Genomic DNA, 17,473 nt, shown 5'->3' on the forward strand with positions numbered 1-17,473 from the left:
CATGGCCACGGTCAGCGAGGTGATCGCCGGCTACCTCGACGCGGCGGAAATCGGTCACGTCTTCGGCTATCCCGGGGACCCGAGCGTCGAGGTGATCGAGGCCTTCAGGCAGGCCGGCATCCGGTTCGTGCTGGGCCGCCGCGAGGGCACCGCCGGGCTGATGGCGCTGGCCTATTCCCAGGTCACCGGCCGGCCGGGCGTGGCCCTGTCGACCCTCGGCCCGGGCTCCTCCAACCTGACCAATGCGGTCGCCACCGCCCTGCTCGACCGGGTGCCGCTGATCGCCATCTCCGGGCAGATCGAGACCCGGCGGGAGGCGGTGTTCACCCACCAGGTCCTGGACCACGCCCGGATGTTCGGCCCGATCTCGAAGTGGACGGCGGAGCTGCGCGCCAGCGCCGCCGGTGCGACACTCCGCCGCGCCTTCCGGACCGCCACCGCCGAGCGGCCGGGGCCGGTGCATCTGACGACGCCGGCCGACGTGGTCGGTGCCGAGGCCGGCGACGCGGCGATCGCGCTGCCGCCGCTGCGCCCGGCCGCAACCGCGGTCCAGGTGTTCGCCGACCCGGGCGTGGTGGCCGACCCGCTGAAGCGTCTGGCCGCCGCCCGCCGGCCGGTGATCGTCGCCGGCATCGGCGCGCTGCGCGCCGGCGCCACCGCCCCGCTGGTGCGCCTCGCCGAGGCCGCCGGCATCCCGGTCGTCACCTCGCCGATGGCCAAGGGGCTGATGCCGGAGGACCACCCCTACTTCGCGTCGGTCCTCGACATGGCCTGCAACGACGTGGTGTGGGACTTCCTGAAGGGCGCCGACCTGATCGTCTGCGCCGGCTTCGACGCGGTCGAGCTGATCAAGTCCTGGACCCCGAAGGCGCCGGTCGTCCACATCGACGCGATCCCCAACATCGACCAGGTCTACCCGGCCGAGGTCGAGGTGGTCGGCGACGTCGCGGCGATCCTGGCGAGCCTCGCCGACGGCTGGCAGGGCGAGCCGCGCTGGCGCGAGGCCGAGGTCGCCGAGCACCGCGAGACCCTGTCGAAGGCGTACTACGAGGGCCGGGTCGCCGGCGCGCTGAACCCGACCGACGTGATCGACCAGGTCCGCGCCGCGATGCCGGCCGAGAGCCGGGCGACCGCCGACGTCGGCTCGCACAAGCTGCTGGTCGGCCAGGGCTGGCGCACCTCGGTGCCGGGCGGCGTGCTGATGACCAACGGCCTCAGCTCCATGGGCTACTCGCTGCCGGGTGCGATCACCGCCGCCCTGGTCGAGCCGGAGCGGCCGTGCGTGTGCTTCACCGGCGACGGCGGCCTCGCCATGGTGCAGAGCGAGCTCGCGCTCGGCGCCGAGCTGAAGACCGCGCCGCTGGTGGTGGTGTTCTGCGACGACTCGCTGAACCGCATCGAGCTGAAGCAGATGCGCCGCCAGTACCCGGCCGAGGGCACCCGGATGATGCCGGTCGACGTCGCCCGCGCGGCCGAGGCCATGAACTGCCACGCCCTCGCCGCCGACAGCCCGGCCAGCCTGGACGCCGCCCTAGCGCAGTCCCGGCCGACCGACCGGCCGACGGTGATCGCCGCCCGCATCGACCCGCAACAGTACGCCGCCCAGTTCTAGGGCGGTCCCTCCCGCGTTAGGCTCGCCGCCATGGGCGGAAACCGGATTCCGGCACTGCTGTCCGAGCGCCTGCCGTTCTACTACGGCTGGGTCGTGCTGGCCGGCGTGTGCTGTGCCGGGTTCTCGCGGCAGGGCCCGGCGGTCGCCACGCTGTCGGTGTTCGTCGAGCCGATGACCGGCGAGTTCGGCTGGTCGCGCACGGCGATCTCCGGGGCGGTATCGCTCGGCGGCATCCTGGCGGCCTTCGCCTCGCCGGTGATCGGCCCGCTGCTCGACCGGCACGGCGCCAAGGCGATCCTGGCGGCCGCCGTGCTGGTGACCGGGGTGACGGTGACCCTGCTGTCGACCGTGCATTCGCTGCTGCTGTTCTACCTGCTGTTCTGCATCGCCCGGATGAACTTCGCCGGGCCGTACGACATCGGGATCTACGGGGCGGTGAACAACTGGTTCGTGGCGCGCCGGGCGCAGGCCGCCTCGATCGCCACGCTGGCCCAGATGCTGGGCCTGGTGGCGATGCCGCTGATCGCCCACGGCGCGATCCTGGCGGACGGCTGGCGGACCGGCTGGCTGGCGGTCGGCGCCACCGTGCTGATCGTCGGCTTCGTGCCGAACTGGCTGCTGATGGTGCGCCGGCCCGAGGACATCGGCCTGGAGCCGGACCGGCCGCCCGGCACCGCCGCCGCCGGGCCGGCACCGCCGGAGCCGCTGTTCACCCGGGCGGCGGCCATGCGCACCCCGACCTTCTGGCTGCTGTCGCTGTTCACCTTCCTGGTCTATCCGGTGCAGGCCGGGGTCAGCCTGCACCAGGCGCCCTACCTGATCGAGCGCGGGCTCGACCCGACCGTGGCCGCCACCGTGGTCAGCACCTTCTCGGCCGGTTCGGCGGTCGGCAGCCTGCTGTTCGGCATGGGCGCCAGGCGCATCGGCATGCGCGCCACCCTGACCGCGGTGGCCCTGTTCATGGGCGCCGGCACGGTCGTGCTGCTGGGCGTCCACGGCCCGCTGCAGGCCTATCTCGGCGGCGCGCTGTACGGCCTCGGGATCGGCGGTCTGGTGGTGTCGCTGCCGGTCGCCTGGGCCGACTATTTCGGCCGCCGCAGCTACGGCGCGATCCGCGGCGCCGCCCTGTCGATCCAGGTGACCGCCCAGGCGGTCGGCCCGGTACTGTCGGGGGCGCTGCGCGACTGGACCGGCGACTACGTGCTGTCGCTCGAGGTGTTCACGGCGCTGGCGCTGTCGGGCGCCGTGGTGGCGCTGCTGACGCGGGCGCCGCGGGGACAGGGAAGAGACGACGTGCAGGGAGGCACCCGATGACCGAGCAGACGACCTGGGAGATCGCCCATTTCGGGCTGTGCGTCCACGACCCGAAGGCCGCCGAGGACTTCTACGCCGACGTGGTCGGCCTGACGCCGGATCCGGGCGGGGCGCCGCACAGCTTCGCCAACGGCTTCCAGAGCCTGACCCTGTACGCGCCCGACCCGGAATTCGCCCGGGCCCGCGACATCCTGCACAACCCGCGCATGACCAAGGTCGCGACGCTGGCCGTGAACGACCTCGGCGCGGCGCAGGCGCGGCTGGACACCGTCGGGGTCGCCTACTCGGAGATCGACGGGCTGGCGCCCGGCCTCGGTCGCGCGCTGCTGAGCTACGACCCGTCGATGAACCTGATCGGCTTCGTGCAGCGCCACCCCGAGGCCGAGGCGCCCGACGAGGCGCCGTGGCTGCTGCACCACGTCAACCTGCAGGCCCACGAGGTGAGGAGGTCCGTCGAGTTCTTCGTCGCGGTCGCCGACATGACCGAGGGCCGGTGGGTGGCCCCGCCGGAGCGCGGCGACTTCAGCCTCGATCCGCACGAGCTCGCGCCGATGGTGCTCGGCGGCGAGAACAGGGGGCTGCACATCATCCGCCCGGACGCCGGCTTCGCGAAGCGCAACGGCTTCGCCCACAACCCCTCGATCGGCGGCCATCCGGCGTTCCGGGTGCCGGACATCCACGCCGTGATGGCCCGGCTCGACAAGGCCGGGGTGCTGTATTCGAATGCCGGGACCTACGCGATGTCCGGCTACCATCAGGTCTATGTCTACGATCCGTCCTGCAACCTGATCGAGATCAACCAGCGCGTCGGGTGATGTGATGTCGGAGATGGCAGGTGATTTCGACCGGTCGGCCGCCTGGCGGGCCGAGGACCTGGAGCGCGACCGGAGCTGGGTGTTCAGCCTCGAAGACCGCGACCGCCGGCAGCTGGCCGCCGCGGTCAAGGCGGCCTACGACCCGGACCGGGACCTGCTCGACTACCGTCGCGAGGAGTTCGACCTCGGCCCCGGGCTGGCGACCGTCGCCGCCGCCGCCCGAGAGGCGCATTTCGGCCGCGGCGTCGCCCTGGTCCGCGGCCTGCCGCGCGAGGCGCTGAGCGAAGAGGAGTTCCGGCTGCTGAGCTGGGCGATCGGACTGCAGCTCGGGGTCGCCCGGCCACAGGGCAAGGCGACCCACTACCTGTCCGACGTTCGGGCCGCCGGCATGAACTACCGCTCGGCCGGCGGCCGCGGCTACAACTCGGACGCCGGCCTGGACTTCCACGCCGACACCTGCGACCTGGTCACGCTGGCCTGCTACAACAAGGCGAAAGCCGGCGGCCAGAGCATGGTGACCAGCAGCGTGTCGGCCTGGGCCGCCCTGGCCGCCGAGCGCCCCGACCTGGCCGAGGTCGCGCGCCGGCCCTTCCACTTCAGCCGCAACCAGGAGGAGGCCCCGGACGAAGCGCCGTTCTACCCCCAGCCGCTGTTCGATTTCCGCGACGGCCGGCTGTTCTGCAAGTGGAACCGCAACCGGGTGCGCACCGCCCAGGAGCTGGAGGGCGTGCCGCCGCTGACCGAGGCCCAGCGCGAGACCGCGGACCTGCTGGACGCGATCCTGCGGCGCCCCGGCCTGATGTTCAGCATGTGGCTCGAACCCGGCGACCTGCAGATCATGAACAACCACGTGGCCCTGCACTCGCGGACCGCGTTCGAGGACTTCGCGGAGCCGGAGCGCCGGCGCCTGCTGCACCGACTGTGGCTGGCCCCGCCGGACTCCGTGCCGCTGCCCGAGAGCTGGCGGGTGTACTTCCGCTCGATCGAGCCCGGCACCGTGCGCGGCGGGTTCCGCGGCCACCACTACGACGACACCCGCCGCGCCTTCGAGCGGCGCCAGGCGGCCGCCCTCGGGATGTCGACGGCGATCGCCTGAGCGTGGCCCCGGGAGAGGGCGCTCCTACAGGCCGGCCGCGAACTCCCGGAGCGTCGCGACCGCGAAGTCGACGATCGCCTGGTCCTCCAGCACGCCGTCCTTCACCTTGTCGTTGGCGAACGGCACCACGATCTCGCGGGAGGGGTGGACCGTCGCCAGCATGCCGTTCAGCACGTATTTGAGGTGCCCTTGGGCCCGCACCCCGCCGAGCGCCCCGCCGGACACCGAGATCACCAGGCACGGCTTGCCCTTGAACACCGAGGCGAAGGCAGGTCGCGACGCCCAGTCGATGGCGTTCTTGAGCACGCCGGGGATGCTGTAGTTGTACTCCGGGGTCACGAACACGACGCCGTCCGCCTCGCCGACCGCGGCGATGAAGGCGGCGACCGCCGGATCGTCCTTCACGTCGGCGTTGTAGTGGGGCAGCGCGCCGATGTCGGCGAACGCGGCCGTCGCCTCCGCCGCGATCACGCCCGCCAGCGTACGGGCGGTGGCGCGGGCCGAGGATGCGGCGCGCAGGCTTCCGGGGATGAACAGCAGCTTCGGCATCGCGGGCAGTTCCTTCCAGGCTGGCGGCTGGCCCGGCTACAGGCGGGCCAGCCAGGTGGCGATCGGCGGGAACGCGACGAGGACGGCGAGCGCCGCCAGCATCGCGAGGAAGAACGGGGCGGCTCCGCGGAAGATCTCGCCGACCTTGAGGCCGGGATCGTCCATGGCCGACTTGATGGTGTAGACCGACAGCCCGAACGGCGGCGTCAGCAACCCGGCCTCGACCGCGACCACCGTGATCACCCCGAACCAGATCAGGTCGAACCGGGCCGCCTCCGCCACCGGCAGGGCGATCGGCAGCAGGATCAGCATGATCGAGATCGAGTCGATCAGGCAACCGAGGATCAGAATCAGCACCAGGTAGATCAGGATGAAGCCGTACGGCCCGACCGGCCCGGACAGCAGCAGCTCGGCCAGTTCGCGCGGCACGCCGGACAGCGCCAGCATCCGGCTGAAGAACGTCGCCGCCATGATCAGGAACAGGATCGACACCGTGATCTGCCCGGTCTCGACCATCAGCCGCCACAGGGTCGACCCGCCGAGCGAGCGGCGCAGCAGGGCGACCACCAGCGCACCGAACGCCCCGGCGGCGCCGGCCTCGGTCGGGTTGAAGAACCCGCCGTACAGCCCGCCCAGCACCAGCAGCATCAGCGAGACGATCGGCACCGACCGCCGGACCATCGCCCCGGCGCCGAGGTCGTCGTAGCCGGCGCGGTCGTCGGCGACGTCGAACACGAAGCCCGGCCGGAGCCGCGCCAACAGCACGATGGTCGCCGAGAACACCAGCGCCAGCAGGATGCCCGGCCCGACGCCGGCCAGGAACATCCGGCCGACCGACTCCTCCGCGAGCACCGCGTACACGATCAACAGCAGCGACGGCGGGATCAGCATGCCCAGGACCGACGAGCCGGCGACGACCCCGGTCGCGAACTTCCGGGTATAGCCGTGGCGCACCATCTCCGGCACCGCGACCCGGCTGAACACCGTCGCCGACGCGATCGAGATCCCGGTGATCGAGGCGAACACCGCGTTCGCGAACACGGTGGCGATGCCGAGCCCGGCGGTGATCCGCCGGAGCAGCCGCTGGAACACGTCGAAGGTGTCCTTGCCGACCCCGGAGACCGTGACCAGCAGCCCCATCAGCACGAACAGCGGCACCACCGCGAACAGGTATTCCCGCAACGAGTCGTTGGCGACCTGGCCGATCATCCGCAGGGCGACGATGTCGCCGCGGATCAGCGCGACGCCCAGGAACGAGACCCCGAGCATGCTCACCCCGATCGGCATGCCGACGACGATCAGGACCACCAGCACGACTATGGCGCCGGCACCGATCTCGACCGGGCTCACGCGCGGCCTCCGGCGCCGGCGCTGCGCAAGGCAGTCACCGTGCGCACCAGGAACTCGACGGCCGCCACCGTCACCCCGACCAGGATCAGCGCCCGGAACGGCCAGGTCGGCACGGTCGCGATGCCCGGCACCCCGATGAACTCGAACGACGCCAGGTCCTTCTCGAGGATGCGGACAGTCGACCAGGCGATCAGCCCCACCATCACGCCGCCCGCCAGGTCGAACGCCGCGTTCAGCAACGCCGCAGCCCGCGGGTGCGACGACTGCAGGGCGAAGATGAAGATCTCGGTCCGCGGCAGCCGGTCGGCCCGGACGGTGGCGGCGAGCTGCAGGTACACGATCATCACCAGGGTCAGCGCGCCGAGCTCGGAAATCAGCGGCAGCGACGAGCCCATCAGGTTGCGGGCGAGGATGTCGGCGCAGATCAGCAGCATGAGCACGCCGATCAGCAGCGTGCCCAGGGCCGCCAGGCCGTCGACCGCCCAGCGCCAGAGACGGTGGACGATCCCCGGCCGGTGCCCGCCGTCCTGGCGGGCACCGGGGGTTTCATGACGCTCCTGCATCGGACCGGGGGTTACTTGTCCCAGTCGCGGACCGGCTTCTCGCCGCGGGCGCGCAGGCCCTCCATGTACTGCTTCATGAACTCCCGCGCCGGGAGGCCGCGTTGCTCCAGCGACGCCGCCCAGTCGCCGGCGAGGTCCGGCAGCAGGCTCACCCACTTGGCGCGCTCGGACGCCGGCATCGGGACGATCGTCACCGGCGGGTTCTGGCCAGCGCCGAGCTCGACCATCTTGTTCAGGGCGAACTCGTGCCGCTTCACCAGATCCTGGCCGTGCGCCTCGGTGTAGTACTTGCCGGCCTCGACCATCGCGTCCTGCACCTCGGCGGGCAGGCCGTCCCAGCTGTCGCGGTTGATCGCGATCGCGCCGGAGAACGCGGCCCCGGCGTCGAACCGGTTGATGTACGGCGCCACCTCGTAAATCTTGACCGGCAGCGCGCCTAGCGCCAGCGTCAGCACGCCGTCCGACACGCCGGTCTGCAGGTCGGTGTAGTAGGTGGGCAGGGCACCGTCGACCGCGTTCGCCCCGGTGCCGCGCAGCCAGTTGCCGAGCACGCCCGGCGCCGAGATCTTCATGCCGTCGATGTCGGCGATGCCGGTCAGCGGCTTCTTCGTGTAGATGTCGTACAGGTCGGTCGCGGTCAGGCCGAGGACCTTCAGGTTGTGGCTCTCCCACTCCTTCTGGAACGCCTTGTTGGTCCTCAGCAGCTCCGCCATCACGTCGAGCAGGACCGGCGGGTTGGCGGTCGCGAACGGGGCGTTCGACGAGGCCTGGCTGAGCGGCAGCTTCGCCGCCTCCGGGAACGAGAACACCCAGCCGATGTCAGTGATCCCCTCCTCGACCGACGACAGGGTGGCGTTGACCTTGTAGAGCTGGCCGCCGAACGCCTCGTTCCACTCGATCTTGTACTTGCCGGACTTGGCCAGGATCTCGTCGGTCCGAGCCATGAAGTGGGTCTTCATCATTCCGACCCACGGCACCACGGTCGGGTGGCTCGATGCGATCGTCAGCTTGATGGCCTCCTGGGCGGCCAACGGCGTCGACAGCATCGCCGGCAGCGCGACGGCCGCGGCGACGAGTATTCCTGACAGCTTGCTCATGCTTCCCTCCCTCATTTCGCTTCTTATGAGCGCTTACGTGATTGTGAACTTCTGCGTGGAGTAGTCCAGCCGCAGCGTCAACGGGCTTCGTCGATCGTCCTCCCTCTCGCCGCGCGAACGCCGGCCTGGCCGGCCTTCCTGCGCGCCAGTTCGGCGCGGATCTCGTCGCCGTGCTCGTCCAGGGTCGGCGGCGGCAGCACCGTCAGCTCCGGCTCGCCGTCGAAGTTGTAGGGCGACCGGACCGTGGTGAACTCGCCCATGGTCGGATGCGGCGCCGACACCTTGATCCGCAGATGCCGGGCCTGCGGGTCCTCCAGCGCCTCGTCGCTGTCGTAGGCCGGCGCGTGCGGCACCTCGGCGGCCAGCAGCCGGCGGCACCAGCCGTCGCGGGTGTCGGTCCGGAAGATCGGCGTGAAGTGCGCGATCAGCTCGTCCTGGTGCTCGATCCGCTTCAGCCGCTCGTTGAAGCGCGGGTCCTGATTCATCTGCTGCTGGCCGGTCGCCTCGAGCAGGCCGTCCCAGAACTTAGTCGGCGACGACAGGTGGATCGCCACCCATTTCCCGTCCGCGCACTCGAAGGTGTAGGACTGCGAGACCACCGGGCGCGACAGCGGGCCCATCACCTCGCCGACCGAGTAGCAGTGGGTGAAGCTGTCCAGGTTGAAATGGCACATCGCCTCGAGCATCGAGATGTCGATGCGCCGGCGTTGCGCTCCAGCAGCGCCGCCAGGACCGCCATGGCCGCGTACTGCCCGGTCACCGCGTCGGCGATCGCCGGGCCGATCACCCGCGGCGCGACCGGCGGGGTCAGCAGGCGGAGGTAGCCGCTGGCGGCCTGGGCGACGGTGTCGAAGGCCGGCCGGTCGCGCGACGGCCCGGACGCCCCGAACCCGGAGATCGCGCAGTAGATCAGGTCCGGCCTGATCCGGCGCAGTGCCTCCTCGCCGGCGCCGAGCTTCTCGGCGACGCCCGGCCGGAAGTTCTGGATGAACACGTCGGCGCCGGCCACCAGCTCGTGCAGCACCGCGAGGTCGGCCGGGTCCGCGGTGTCGAGGGCGATCGAGCGCTTGTTGCGGTTGTAGGTCTGGTAGTGCGGCGAATACAGGCCGCCCTTGAATGCGCGGAACGGGTCGCCGGCGCCGGGGCGCTCGACCTTGATCACGTCGGCCCCCAGGTCGGCAAGGTGCATGCCGGCCGCCGGCCCGGTGATGTAGGTGCCGAGCTCGACGACCCGGACGTCCTTCAGGATCTTCGCCATCGCCCGATCCTCAGGCCGCGTCCGTCCGGCGGCCGCCGGCCGGGCCGTCATAGGCGATCGCCTGATCCGCCTTGTGGGACATGATGAAGCCGATCGACCGCAGGCTCTCCTCGTACAGATGCGCCGACAGGCCGGCGGTCCGGGCCAGCAGCGGCACCGCCTTGATCGCCTCGAGCGGCCATCCGGCATCCAGGACGGTCGCCGGGATCGCGCCGGAGACGTTGATCGGCAGCGGCCGGCCGACAATTCGTGGCGCGTGCTCGGCCAGCGTGCGGAGCGCACCGACGTAGGTTCCCGAGATCCCGAGGCCGTCGGCGATCGCCAGCAGCCGGTCGGCCCGCGGGTCGCCGCCGCTGTGCTGCGGATGGCCGAGGCCCGGCACCTTGCGGCGGCGCGCCTTCAGGTCGCCGAGGCTGGCGATCGCCGCCGCCTCGACCGACGTGCCGTCGGCCTTCGCCTTGGCCAGCACCTCGGCGAGGTACAGGCCGGCGATCTCCGAGCTGCCGGCGACCACGCTGCCCATGCCGAGCAGCCCCGCCGCCATCGCCCCCTGCCAGGCTTCGGGGCCGGCGGCCAGCGTCATGCGCGCGGCCTGCACCGACGGCACCAGGCCGTGCTCCGCGATCGCCACCAGGCAGGCATCCATCATGCTGCGCTGGGCGGCGCTCGGGCGCTCGCCCAGGACCAGGAACCAGAAGTAGTCCGTGAAGCCGATCTGGCCGATCAGCTCGTCGCACAGGTCCCGGCCCCGGACGGTCACGCTCTCGGAGTCCGACGTCGCGATCGCCGTGAAGGCCTGGTCCTGTTTCCCGATCCGCATGCTTACCTCGTGTTTTCGCATTCCGAAATCTTTTGCGCTTGCCGAAGCGTAGAGAGATTACTACCGTTGCGTCAAGCTGGAATGCCGCCTTCAATGGCGCGAACGGGCCGTAAGGCGCGAAGCGGAGGAAACGATGCGTGACATCAACCAGTTCACCATCACCCAGGCGGTGAAGGACTCGTTCAAGACCGAGCCGGGGAGCCGTTTCGAGCAGCTCCTGCACGGGTTCATCGACCACCTGCACGACTACACGCGCGAGATGAACCTCACCCACGAGGAGTGGATGGGGGTCCTGAACTTCCTCTACGCCTGCGGGAAGATCTCCACGCCCGAGCGCCACGAGTTCATCCTGGCGTCCGACGTGCTCGGCTTCTCGGCCCTGGTCGACATGATCAACACCCGGGGCGGCGCCACCGAGGGCTCGAACCTCGGCCCGTTCTACCTGCCGGAAGCGCCGGTCAAGGCCCTGGGGGCGGATCTGGCGGGCGACCGCGAGGGCGCGACCGTCCTTGTGCACGGCCGGGTGACCGACTCCCTGCACAACCCGCTGGCCGGCGCGACCGTCGACACCTGGCAGGCCGACGGCGCCGGCACCTATCCGATCCAGGAGCAGGACCAGGGCCAGGACAAGTTCGACCTCCGCGGGGTGTTCACCACCGACGAACAGGGTCGCTACTACTACACGACCGTGCTGCCCAAGCCCTACACGGTGCCCTACGATGGGCCGGTCGGCGACCTGCTGCGGGCCGGCAACCGCCACGCCTGGCGGCCGGCGCACTTCCACTACATCGTCAGCGCCCCGGGCATGTCCGCCATCACCACCGAGCTGTTCTTCGAGAACGCCGAGTATGTCGACAACGACGCGGTGTTCGGCGTGCGGCGGTCGCTGATCGCCAAGGTCCAGCCGGCCAGGAAGGTCGAGGACCTCGGCTACGCGCTGGAGAAGACCCCCGATGCCGTGGTCGGCTACGACTTCGTGCTGGCGCCGGCCGGCTGATCCGGCTTGATCGGACCGGCCGACAAGCCGCCCGAGTTCGTCGAGGCCCTGGCCAAGGGCCTGGCGATCATCGAGTCGTTCGACGCCGGGCACCCGGAGATGACCTTGAGCGAGGTGGCGCGCCGGGTCGGCCTGACCCCGGCGGCGGCGCGGCGCAGCCTGCTCACCCTGATGTCCCTCGGCTTCGTCGGGCAGGACGGCAAGCGCTTCCACCTGCGGCCGAAGGTCATGGCGCTCGGCTCGACCTTCTATCTGTCGGCGCGGATCGACGAGCTGTTGCTGCCGGACCTGCGCGCCGTGGTGGAGCGCTTCGGCGACGCCGCCTCGGTCGGAACCCTCGAGGGGGAGGACGTGATCTACGTCGCCCACCATTCGGTACAGCGCGCCCGCCGCGCCGCCGCCGTCGTCGGAGCCCGCTACCCCGCCCACGCCACCTCGATCGGCCGGGTGCTGCTGGCGGCGCTGCCGGACGACCGGCTGGACGATCGGCTCGAGGTTCTCGACCTGCAGCCGCTGACCTCGCGGACCTGCACGGACAGGGCCGAGCTGCGAGCCGAGCTGATGCGGATCCGCACCGCCGGCTACGCCACCACCGTCGACCAGCTCGACTACGGCATCACCGCGATCGCGGTCCCGATCCGCAACCAGCAGGGCCGCACCGTCGCCGCCCTCAACAGCTCCGGCTACACCGGGCTGGTGACGCCCGAGCGCCTGATCGAGGAGCGCCTGCCGGAGCTGCGGGCGACCGCGTCCCACATCGGCCGCGAGCTGGCCCGCTATCCGATCCTGGGGGCGATGCTGGGGTCCTGAGCGGCGACAGCGGCTCGACCCCGTCCGCCGCTCAGTTGTCGGCCGCCTTCAGCACCCGGCCCTGCTTCGCCAGCTCGGCGCGCTCGGCCAGCAGGCGGTCGAGCCAGTCCGGGTCCATCTCCGGCACCGACGACAGCAGCAGGTCGGTGTAGTCGTGATGCGGCGGGGTGAACATCTCCGATTTCGGCCCGCTCTCCACCACCTTGCCCTGGAACATCACCACCACCTCGTCGGCGATCGCCCGCACGGTGGCGAGGTCGTGGGTGATGAACATGTAGCTGAGCGAGAACTCGGTCTGCAGCCGGTCGAGCAGCTTCAGGATGCCCTCGGCGACCAGCGGGTCGAGCGCCGAGGTGACCTCGTCGCATAGGATCACCTCGGGCTCGGCGGCCAGCGCCCGGGCGATGCAGATCCGCTGCTTCTGGCCGCCCGACAGCTCACCTGGCAGCCGGTCGATGAAGGTGTCGGGCTCAAGTTCGATCATGTCCAGCAGCGCCCGCACCCGCTCACGCAGCTTGGACCCGCTCAGCCCGAGATAGAACTGCAGCGGGCGGCCGATCACCATCTCCACCCGCTGCTTGGGGTTCAGGGCGGTGTCCGGCATCTGGTAGATCATCTGCAGCTTGCGCAGCTGGTCGGTGCTGCGCCGGTCGAAGCGGGCGGGCAGCGGCTCGCCGTCGTACAGCACCTCGCCGGCGGTCGGCGGCAGCAGCCCGGTGATCACCCGCGCCGCCGTCGACTTGCCGGACCCGGACTCGCCGACCACCGCCACCGTCCGCTTGCGATGGATCTGCAACGACACGTCGTGCAGGACGGTCGACGCCCCGTAGCCGGCGGTCACCCCGCGCATCTCGAGGACCGGCGTCTCGTCGGCCGGCCGCGGCCGCTCCTCGACCCGGAAGCGCCGGATCTCCAAGAGGTCGCGGGTGTACTCCATCTGCGGGTCGGACAACAGCTGCCGGGTATCGCCCTCCTCGACCAGCAGGCCGTGGCGCAGCACCATGATCCGGTCGGCCATCTGCGCGACCACCGCCAGGTCGTGGGTGATGTAGATGGCGGCGGTGCCGAACTGCTCGACGGCGTCGCGGATCGCCGCCAGGACCTCGATCTGGGTGGTGACGTCGAGCGCGGTCGTCGGCTCGTCGAACACGATCAGATCGGGCCGGCACGACATCGCCATGGCCGTCATCGCCCGCTGCAGCTGCCCGCCCGACACCTGGTGCGGGTAGCGGAAGCCGATGGCCTCGGGATCGGGCAGGTGGATGCGCTCGAACAGGTCGATGGCGTCGCGCTCGGCCTCGGCCCGGCCCATCACGCCATGCACCACCGGACCTTCGCAGTACTGGTCCATCAGCCGGTGTGCCGGGTTGAAGGCGGCGGCCGCACTCTGCGCCACGTAGGAAATGCGGTTGCCGCGCAGCTTGCGCCGGGCGCTCTCCGGGGCCGAGCGCAACTCGCGGCCGTCGAACTCGATGGTGCCGGCGGACAGCCGGCAGCCGTCGCGCGCGAAGCCCATGGCGGCGAGGCCGATGGTCGACTTGCCGGCCCCGGACTCGCCGATCAGCCCCAGCACCTCGCCGCGCCGAAGGTCGAGATCGACGCCGTGGACGATCTCGTTCCAGCCCTCCTCGGTGCGGCCCTCGATCTTGAGGCCGCGGATACGCAGCAGCAGGTCGTCGCCGTTCGCGTCCGTCATTCCTTCAGCCCGCTCGTCTTGTGCAGGAACCAGTCGACCACGAAGTTGACGCCGACGGTCAGCAGGGCGATCGCCGCGGCCGGGATCATCGGCGTGATGTCGCCGTAGGAGATCAGGGTGGCGTTGTCGCGCACCATGCTGCCCCAGTCGGCGGTCGGCGGCTGGATGCCGAGGCCGAGGAAGCTGAGCGCGCTGATCGTCAGGAACACGAAGCAGAACCTGAGGCCGAACTCGGCGACCAGGGGTGCCGCGATGTTCGGCAGGATCTCCTGCCGCATGATCCACCACAGCCCCTCGCCGCGCAGCCGGGCCGACTCCACGAAGTCCATCACCACCACGTTCATCGAGACCGCCCGGGTCAGGCGGAACACCCGGGTGGAATCCAGGACCGCGATCACCACGATCATGTTGATCACGCTGGTGCCGACGATGGTCAGGATCAGCAGCGCGAAGATCAGCGACGGGATCGCCATCAACACGTCGACCGTGCGCCCGAGCAACTGGTCGACCCAGCCGCGCAGGGTCGCCGCCAGCAATCCGGCGATCGAGCCGATCAGGAACGCCAGCAGGGTCGTCAGGAACGCGATTCCGACGGTATTGCGGGCGCCGTAGATCACCCGGCTCAGCATGTCGCGGCCGAGGTTGTCGGTGCCGATCGGGAACTGCTCGCTCCAGACCTCGTACTCGGCCCCGACGATCTCGGTCTCGCCATACGGCGCGATTGCCGGCGCGAACAGGGCGGCCACCACGTAGACCAGGATCACCGCCATCCCGAACCGGGCGCTCCACGGGCTCTCGCGGAGCAGCTTGACGGCTCTCGCCGGGGACCTACGGGGGGTGTCGCTCGTCACGGCCATCGCGTCACCGGGGGTGCAGGAGGCGGGGGTTGCTCAGGATCGACAGGATGTCGGCGAGCAGGTTCAGCAGGATGTAGGTCAGCGCGAAGATCAGCGAGCAGGCCTGGACCACCGGGATGTCGCGCTTGGTCACGGAGTCGATGATCAGCTGGCCGAGCCCGGGGTAGACGAACACCACCTCGACCACCACCACGCCGACCACCAGATAGGCGAGGTTCAGGGCGATCACGTTGATGATCGGCGCCAGCGCGTTCGGCAGGGCATGGTGCAGGATGATGCGCCTTCGGGTCAGCCCCTTCAGGCGTGCCATCTCGATGTAGGGGCTGGCCATCAGGTTGATGATCGCCGCCCGGGTCATCCGCATCATGTGGGCGGTGATCACCATGGTGAGCACGATCGCCGGCAGGAACGCCTTGTACAGGCGCTCGTCCAGCGGCGTTTCCGCGGTCACGTTCACGATCGCCGGGAACCAGCGCCACGACACCGCGAAGATCGCGATCATGATGTAGGCGACGAAGAACTCCGGAAACGAGATCGAGGTCAGCGTGGCCGAGTTGACGAGCCGGTCGTACAGCGAGTTGCGGTACAGCGCCGCCAGGATCCCGAGCGCCAGCGACAGCGGCACCGCGATCACCGCGGCATAGCCAGCCAGGAACAGCGTGTTCCACAGCCGGGTGCCCAGCAGCTCGGTGATCTCGCGCTTGTTCGCCAGCGACCGGCCGAAATCGCCCTGCGCCATGTCGCCCAGCCACTCGAAGTAGCGGATATGCGCCGGCCGGTCGAGGCCGAGATCGCGGCGCAGCGCCGCCACGGTCTCCGGCGTGGCGGACTGGCCGAGGATCTCCTCGGCGACGTCGCCGGGAAGCATCTCCACCGAGGCGAAGATGATCAGCGACACCACGAACAGGGTCAGGAGGCCCAGCGCCAGGCGCTGGGCCACCATCTTCAGAACGGCATCCATCGGATGCTCAGGCGCCGGTTACGCGAACCACCAGCGCTCGACGATCTTGGAGCCGTCGCTGTCCCAGTTGCCGGCGACCGTGCCCTCGTTCGCCAGCGCCGTGGAATGCGCCCCGACGTAGTTGGCGAACATCGGGACGACCACGCCGCCCTCGTCGCGCACGATCGTCTGCATTTCCCTGTACATGGCCGCCCGCTTGGCCTCGTCGAGCTCGACCCGGGCCTCAACCAGGATCTGGTTGAACTTCTTGTGGTCCCAGAACGTGTCGTTCCAGGCCACGCCGGCCTCGTAGGCGGTCGAGAACATCCAGTCGGCGGTCGGCCGGCCGCCCCAGTAGCAGGCGCTCCACGGCTTCTTCATCCAGACGTTCGACCAGTAGCCGTCGTTCGGCTCGCGGATCACGTTGATGGTGATGCCGGCCTTGGCGGCGTGCTCCTTGTACAGCACGGCCGCGTCGACCGCGCCCGGGAACGCCGCGTCGGCCGCCGACAGGTCGACGGTCAGGCCCTCGGCGCCCGCCTTCTTGAGGTGGAACTTCGCCTTGTCCGGGTCGTACGTGCGCTGCTCGAGCTCGGCGTAGAAGCTGGTCGCCGGTGCGATCGGCGTGTCGTTGCCGACCTTGCCGTAGCCGCGCAGGATCTTCTGGACGATCTCGTCGCGGTCGATCGCGTACTTCAGCGCCAGCCGCACGTCGTTGTTGTCGAACGGCGCCGCCCGGGTGTCCATCGGGAAGGTGTAGTGCCGGGTCCCGGTGACCTCGGTCACCACCACGTTGCGGTCCCGCTTCAGCAGGTGAACGGTCTTCAGGTCGCAGCGGTCCATGGCGTGGATTTCGCCGGTGGTCAGCGCGTTGGTGCGGGCCGCGACGTCGATGATCGACAGCAGCTCGGCGCTGTCGAAGTGCGCCTTGCCTTCCTTCCAGTAGTTCGGATTGCGCTCCAGCTCGGCGCGCACCCCCGGCTCGAAGTGCTTCACCTTGTAGCCGCCGGTGCCGATGCCGGCGTCCGCCATCACCGTGCCGTCGCCGTTCGAGGGCAGGATCGGCATGTGGTAGTCGCTCATCAGGTACGGGAAGTCGGCGCTGCCCTTCTCGAGCGTGAACACCACGTTGTCGCCGTCGGCCTTGATGCCGGTGACCGCCGACAACAGCGGCTTGGCCGGCGACTTGCTGTCCTCGCCGCGGTGCAGGGAGTTGATCGAGTCGATCACGTCCTGCGCCGTCATGGTCTTGCCGTTGTGGAACTCGACCCCCTTGCGGAGCTTGAAGGTCCAGACCTTGGCGTCGGGCGAGGCGTCCCAGCTCTCGGCGAGTTCGCCGACCAGCTTGCCGGAACTGTCGATCTCGGTGAGGTAGTTGGCGAACGCGAAACACAGCAGCAGGGTGTAGCCGTTCTCCCAGGTCACCGGGCTGAGGGAGTCGGTGGTCGAGCCGTGGCCGATCCCCATCTTGAAGTGCCCGCCCTTCTTCGGCATCGCGGCGCCGGCCGGCCGGCCGAGCACACGCTCGACGGCGCCCATCGCGCCGACTGCCGCGGCCCCCTTGATCAGGTCCCGCCGGCCGATCCGCCCCATCCCCACCAGTCGCGCAAGATCGTCGCTTGTCGTCATCCCCGAGTCTCCTGTTGCAGCGGACGGTTTTGGGAAATCCCGGCTCGATCAACCAAATGATGTAAGAGCC

Annotated in this window: 15 protein-coding genes and 1 pseudogene; 6 read left to right on the forward strand and 10 right to left on the reverse strand. The window is 70.2% G+C overall.

What is annotated here, in order from left to right; genetic code table 11:
- Position 1: 1 nt before the first annotated feature.
- The 4 genes from IE246_RS17520 to IE246_RS17535 are packed head-to-tail and all read left to right on the forward strand — an operon-like array spanning position 2 to position 4,837.
- Positions 2-1,612 carry a thiamine pyrophosphate-binding protein gene (locus IE246_RS17520; RefSeq protein WP_189992003.1) on the forward strand — a complete coding sequence of 537 codons (1,611 nt, stop codon included), beginning with the start codon at positions 2-4 and terminating at the stop codon, positions 1,610-1,612.
- Positions 1,613-1,642: 30 nt separating this feature from the next.
- Positions 1,643-2,926 carry an MFS transporter gene (locus tag IE246_RS17525; RefSeq protein ID WP_189992005.1) on the forward strand — a complete coding sequence of 428 codons (1,284 nt, stop codon included), beginning with the start codon at positions 1,643-1,645 and terminating at the stop codon, positions 2,924-2,926.
- A complete protein-coding gene (locus IE246_RS17530; RefSeq protein WP_189992006.1) occupies positions 2,923-3,741 on the forward strand; it encodes a VOC family protein in 819 nt (272 codons plus the stop codon). Before IE246_RS17525 ends, IE246_RS17530 begins: the two co-directional genes overlap by 4 nt.
- 13 nt (positions 3,742-3,754) lie before the next feature.
- Positions 3,755-4,837 carry a TauD/TfdA family dioxygenase gene (locus IE246_RS17535; RefSeq protein ID WP_189992008.1) on the forward strand — a complete coding sequence of 361 codons (1,083 nt, stop codon included), beginning with the start codon at positions 3,755-3,757 and terminating at the stop codon, positions 4,835-4,837.
- Between the two features lie 24 nt (positions 4,838-4,861).
- Here the strand turns inward: IE246_RS17535 and IE246_RS17540 are convergent, their stop codons facing one another.
- The 6 genes and pseudogenes from IE246_RS17540 to IE246_RS17565 form a co-directional block, all read right to left on the reverse strand.
- Positions 4,862-5,386, reverse strand: coding sequence for an NADPH-dependent FMN reductase (locus tag IE246_RS17540; RefSeq protein ID WP_189992010.1), 525 nt, complete (start codon positions 5,384-5,386; stop codon positions 4,862-4,864).
- A gap of 36 nt (positions 5,387-5,422) precedes the next feature.
- The gene (locus IE246_RS17545; RefSeq protein ID WP_189992012.1) at positions 5,423-6,736 is read right to left on the reverse strand and encodes a TRAP transporter large permease; all 1,314 of its coding nucleotides are present in this window, start codon (positions 6,734-6,736) and stop codon (positions 5,423-5,425) included.
- The gene (locus IE246_RS17550) at positions 6,733-7,299 is read right to left on the reverse strand and encodes a TRAP transporter small permease subunit (protein ID WP_189992014.1); all 567 of its coding nucleotides are present in this window, start codon (positions 7,297-7,299) and stop codon (positions 6,733-6,735) included. The genes IE246_RS17545 and IE246_RS17550 overlap by 4 nt, the downstream gene beginning before the upstream one ends.
- A gap of 11 nt (positions 7,300-7,310) precedes the next feature.
- Complete coding sequence (locus IE246_RS17555; protein WP_189992016.1) at positions 7,311-8,396, reverse strand: C4-dicarboxylate TRAP transporter substrate-binding protein; 1,086 nt, start codon at positions 8,394-8,396, stop codon at positions 7,311-7,313.
- A gap of 77 nt (positions 8,397-8,473) precedes the next feature.
- A pseudogene (locus IE246_RS17560) lies at positions 8,474-9,705 on the reverse strand (CaiB/BaiF CoA transferase family protein).
- Positions 9,665-10,474: a citryl-CoA lyase gene (locus tag IE246_RS17565; protein WP_189992018.1), complete on the reverse strand. Its 810-nt coding sequence runs from the start codon at positions 10,472-10,474 to the stop codon at positions 9,665-9,667. The pseudogene IE246_RS17560 and the gene IE246_RS17565 overlap by 41 nt, the downstream one beginning before the upstream one ends.
- Positions 10,475-10,607: 133 nt before the next feature.
- Here IE246_RS17565 and IE246_RS17570 point away from each other — a divergent pair, with 133 nt between their 5' ends.
- Entirely contained in the window at positions 10,608-11,471 is an 864-nt protein-coding gene (locus IE246_RS17570) for a dioxygenase family protein (RefSeq protein WP_189992020.1), read from the forward strand.
- Positions 11,472-11,477: 6 nt separating this feature from the next.
- Complete coding sequence (locus tag IE246_RS17575) at positions 11,478-12,281, forward strand: IclR family transcriptional regulator domain-containing protein (protein ID WP_189992022.1); 804 nt, start codon at positions 11,478-11,480, stop codon at positions 12,279-12,281.
- 31 nt (positions 12,282-12,312) lie between these two features.
- On the opposite strand, the gene IE246_RS17580 is transcribed toward IE246_RS17575, so the two are convergent.
- From IE246_RS17580 to IE246_RS17595, 4 genes are read right to left on the reverse strand one after another with little or no spacing between them, the layout of a single operon-like run.
- Complete coding sequence (locus tag IE246_RS17580; RefSeq protein WP_189992024.1) at positions 12,313-13,977, reverse strand: ABC transporter ATP-binding protein; 1,665 nt, start codon at positions 13,975-13,977, stop codon at positions 12,313-12,315.
- On the reverse strand, positions 13,974-14,834 hold the full coding sequence (locus IE246_RS17585; RefSeq protein ID WP_229837353.1) for an ABC transporter permease: 861 nt from the start codon (positions 14,832-14,834) through the stop codon (positions 13,974-13,976). Before IE246_RS17585 ends, IE246_RS17580 begins: the two co-directional genes overlap by 4 nt.
- Positions 14,835-14,838: 4 nt before the next feature.
- Positions 14,839-15,795 carry an ABC transporter permease gene (locus tag IE246_RS17590; protein ID WP_189992026.1) on the reverse strand — a complete coding sequence of 319 codons (957 nt, stop codon included), beginning with the start codon at positions 15,793-15,795 and terminating at the stop codon, positions 14,839-14,841.
- Between the two features lie 18 nt (positions 15,796-15,813).
- Positions 15,814-17,403 carry an ABC transporter substrate-binding protein gene (locus tag IE246_RS17595; RefSeq protein WP_189992028.1) on the reverse strand — a complete coding sequence of 530 codons (1,590 nt, stop codon included), beginning with the start codon at positions 17,401-17,403 and terminating at the stop codon, positions 15,814-15,816.
- Positions 17,404-17,473: the final 70 nt, after the last annotated feature.

This window comes from Thalassobaculum fulvum, assembly GCF_014652915.1.
GTDB classification, from domain to species: Bacteria; Pseudomonadota; Alphaproteobacteria; order Thalassobaculales; family Thalassobaculaceae; genus Thalassobaculum_A; species Thalassobaculum_A fulvum.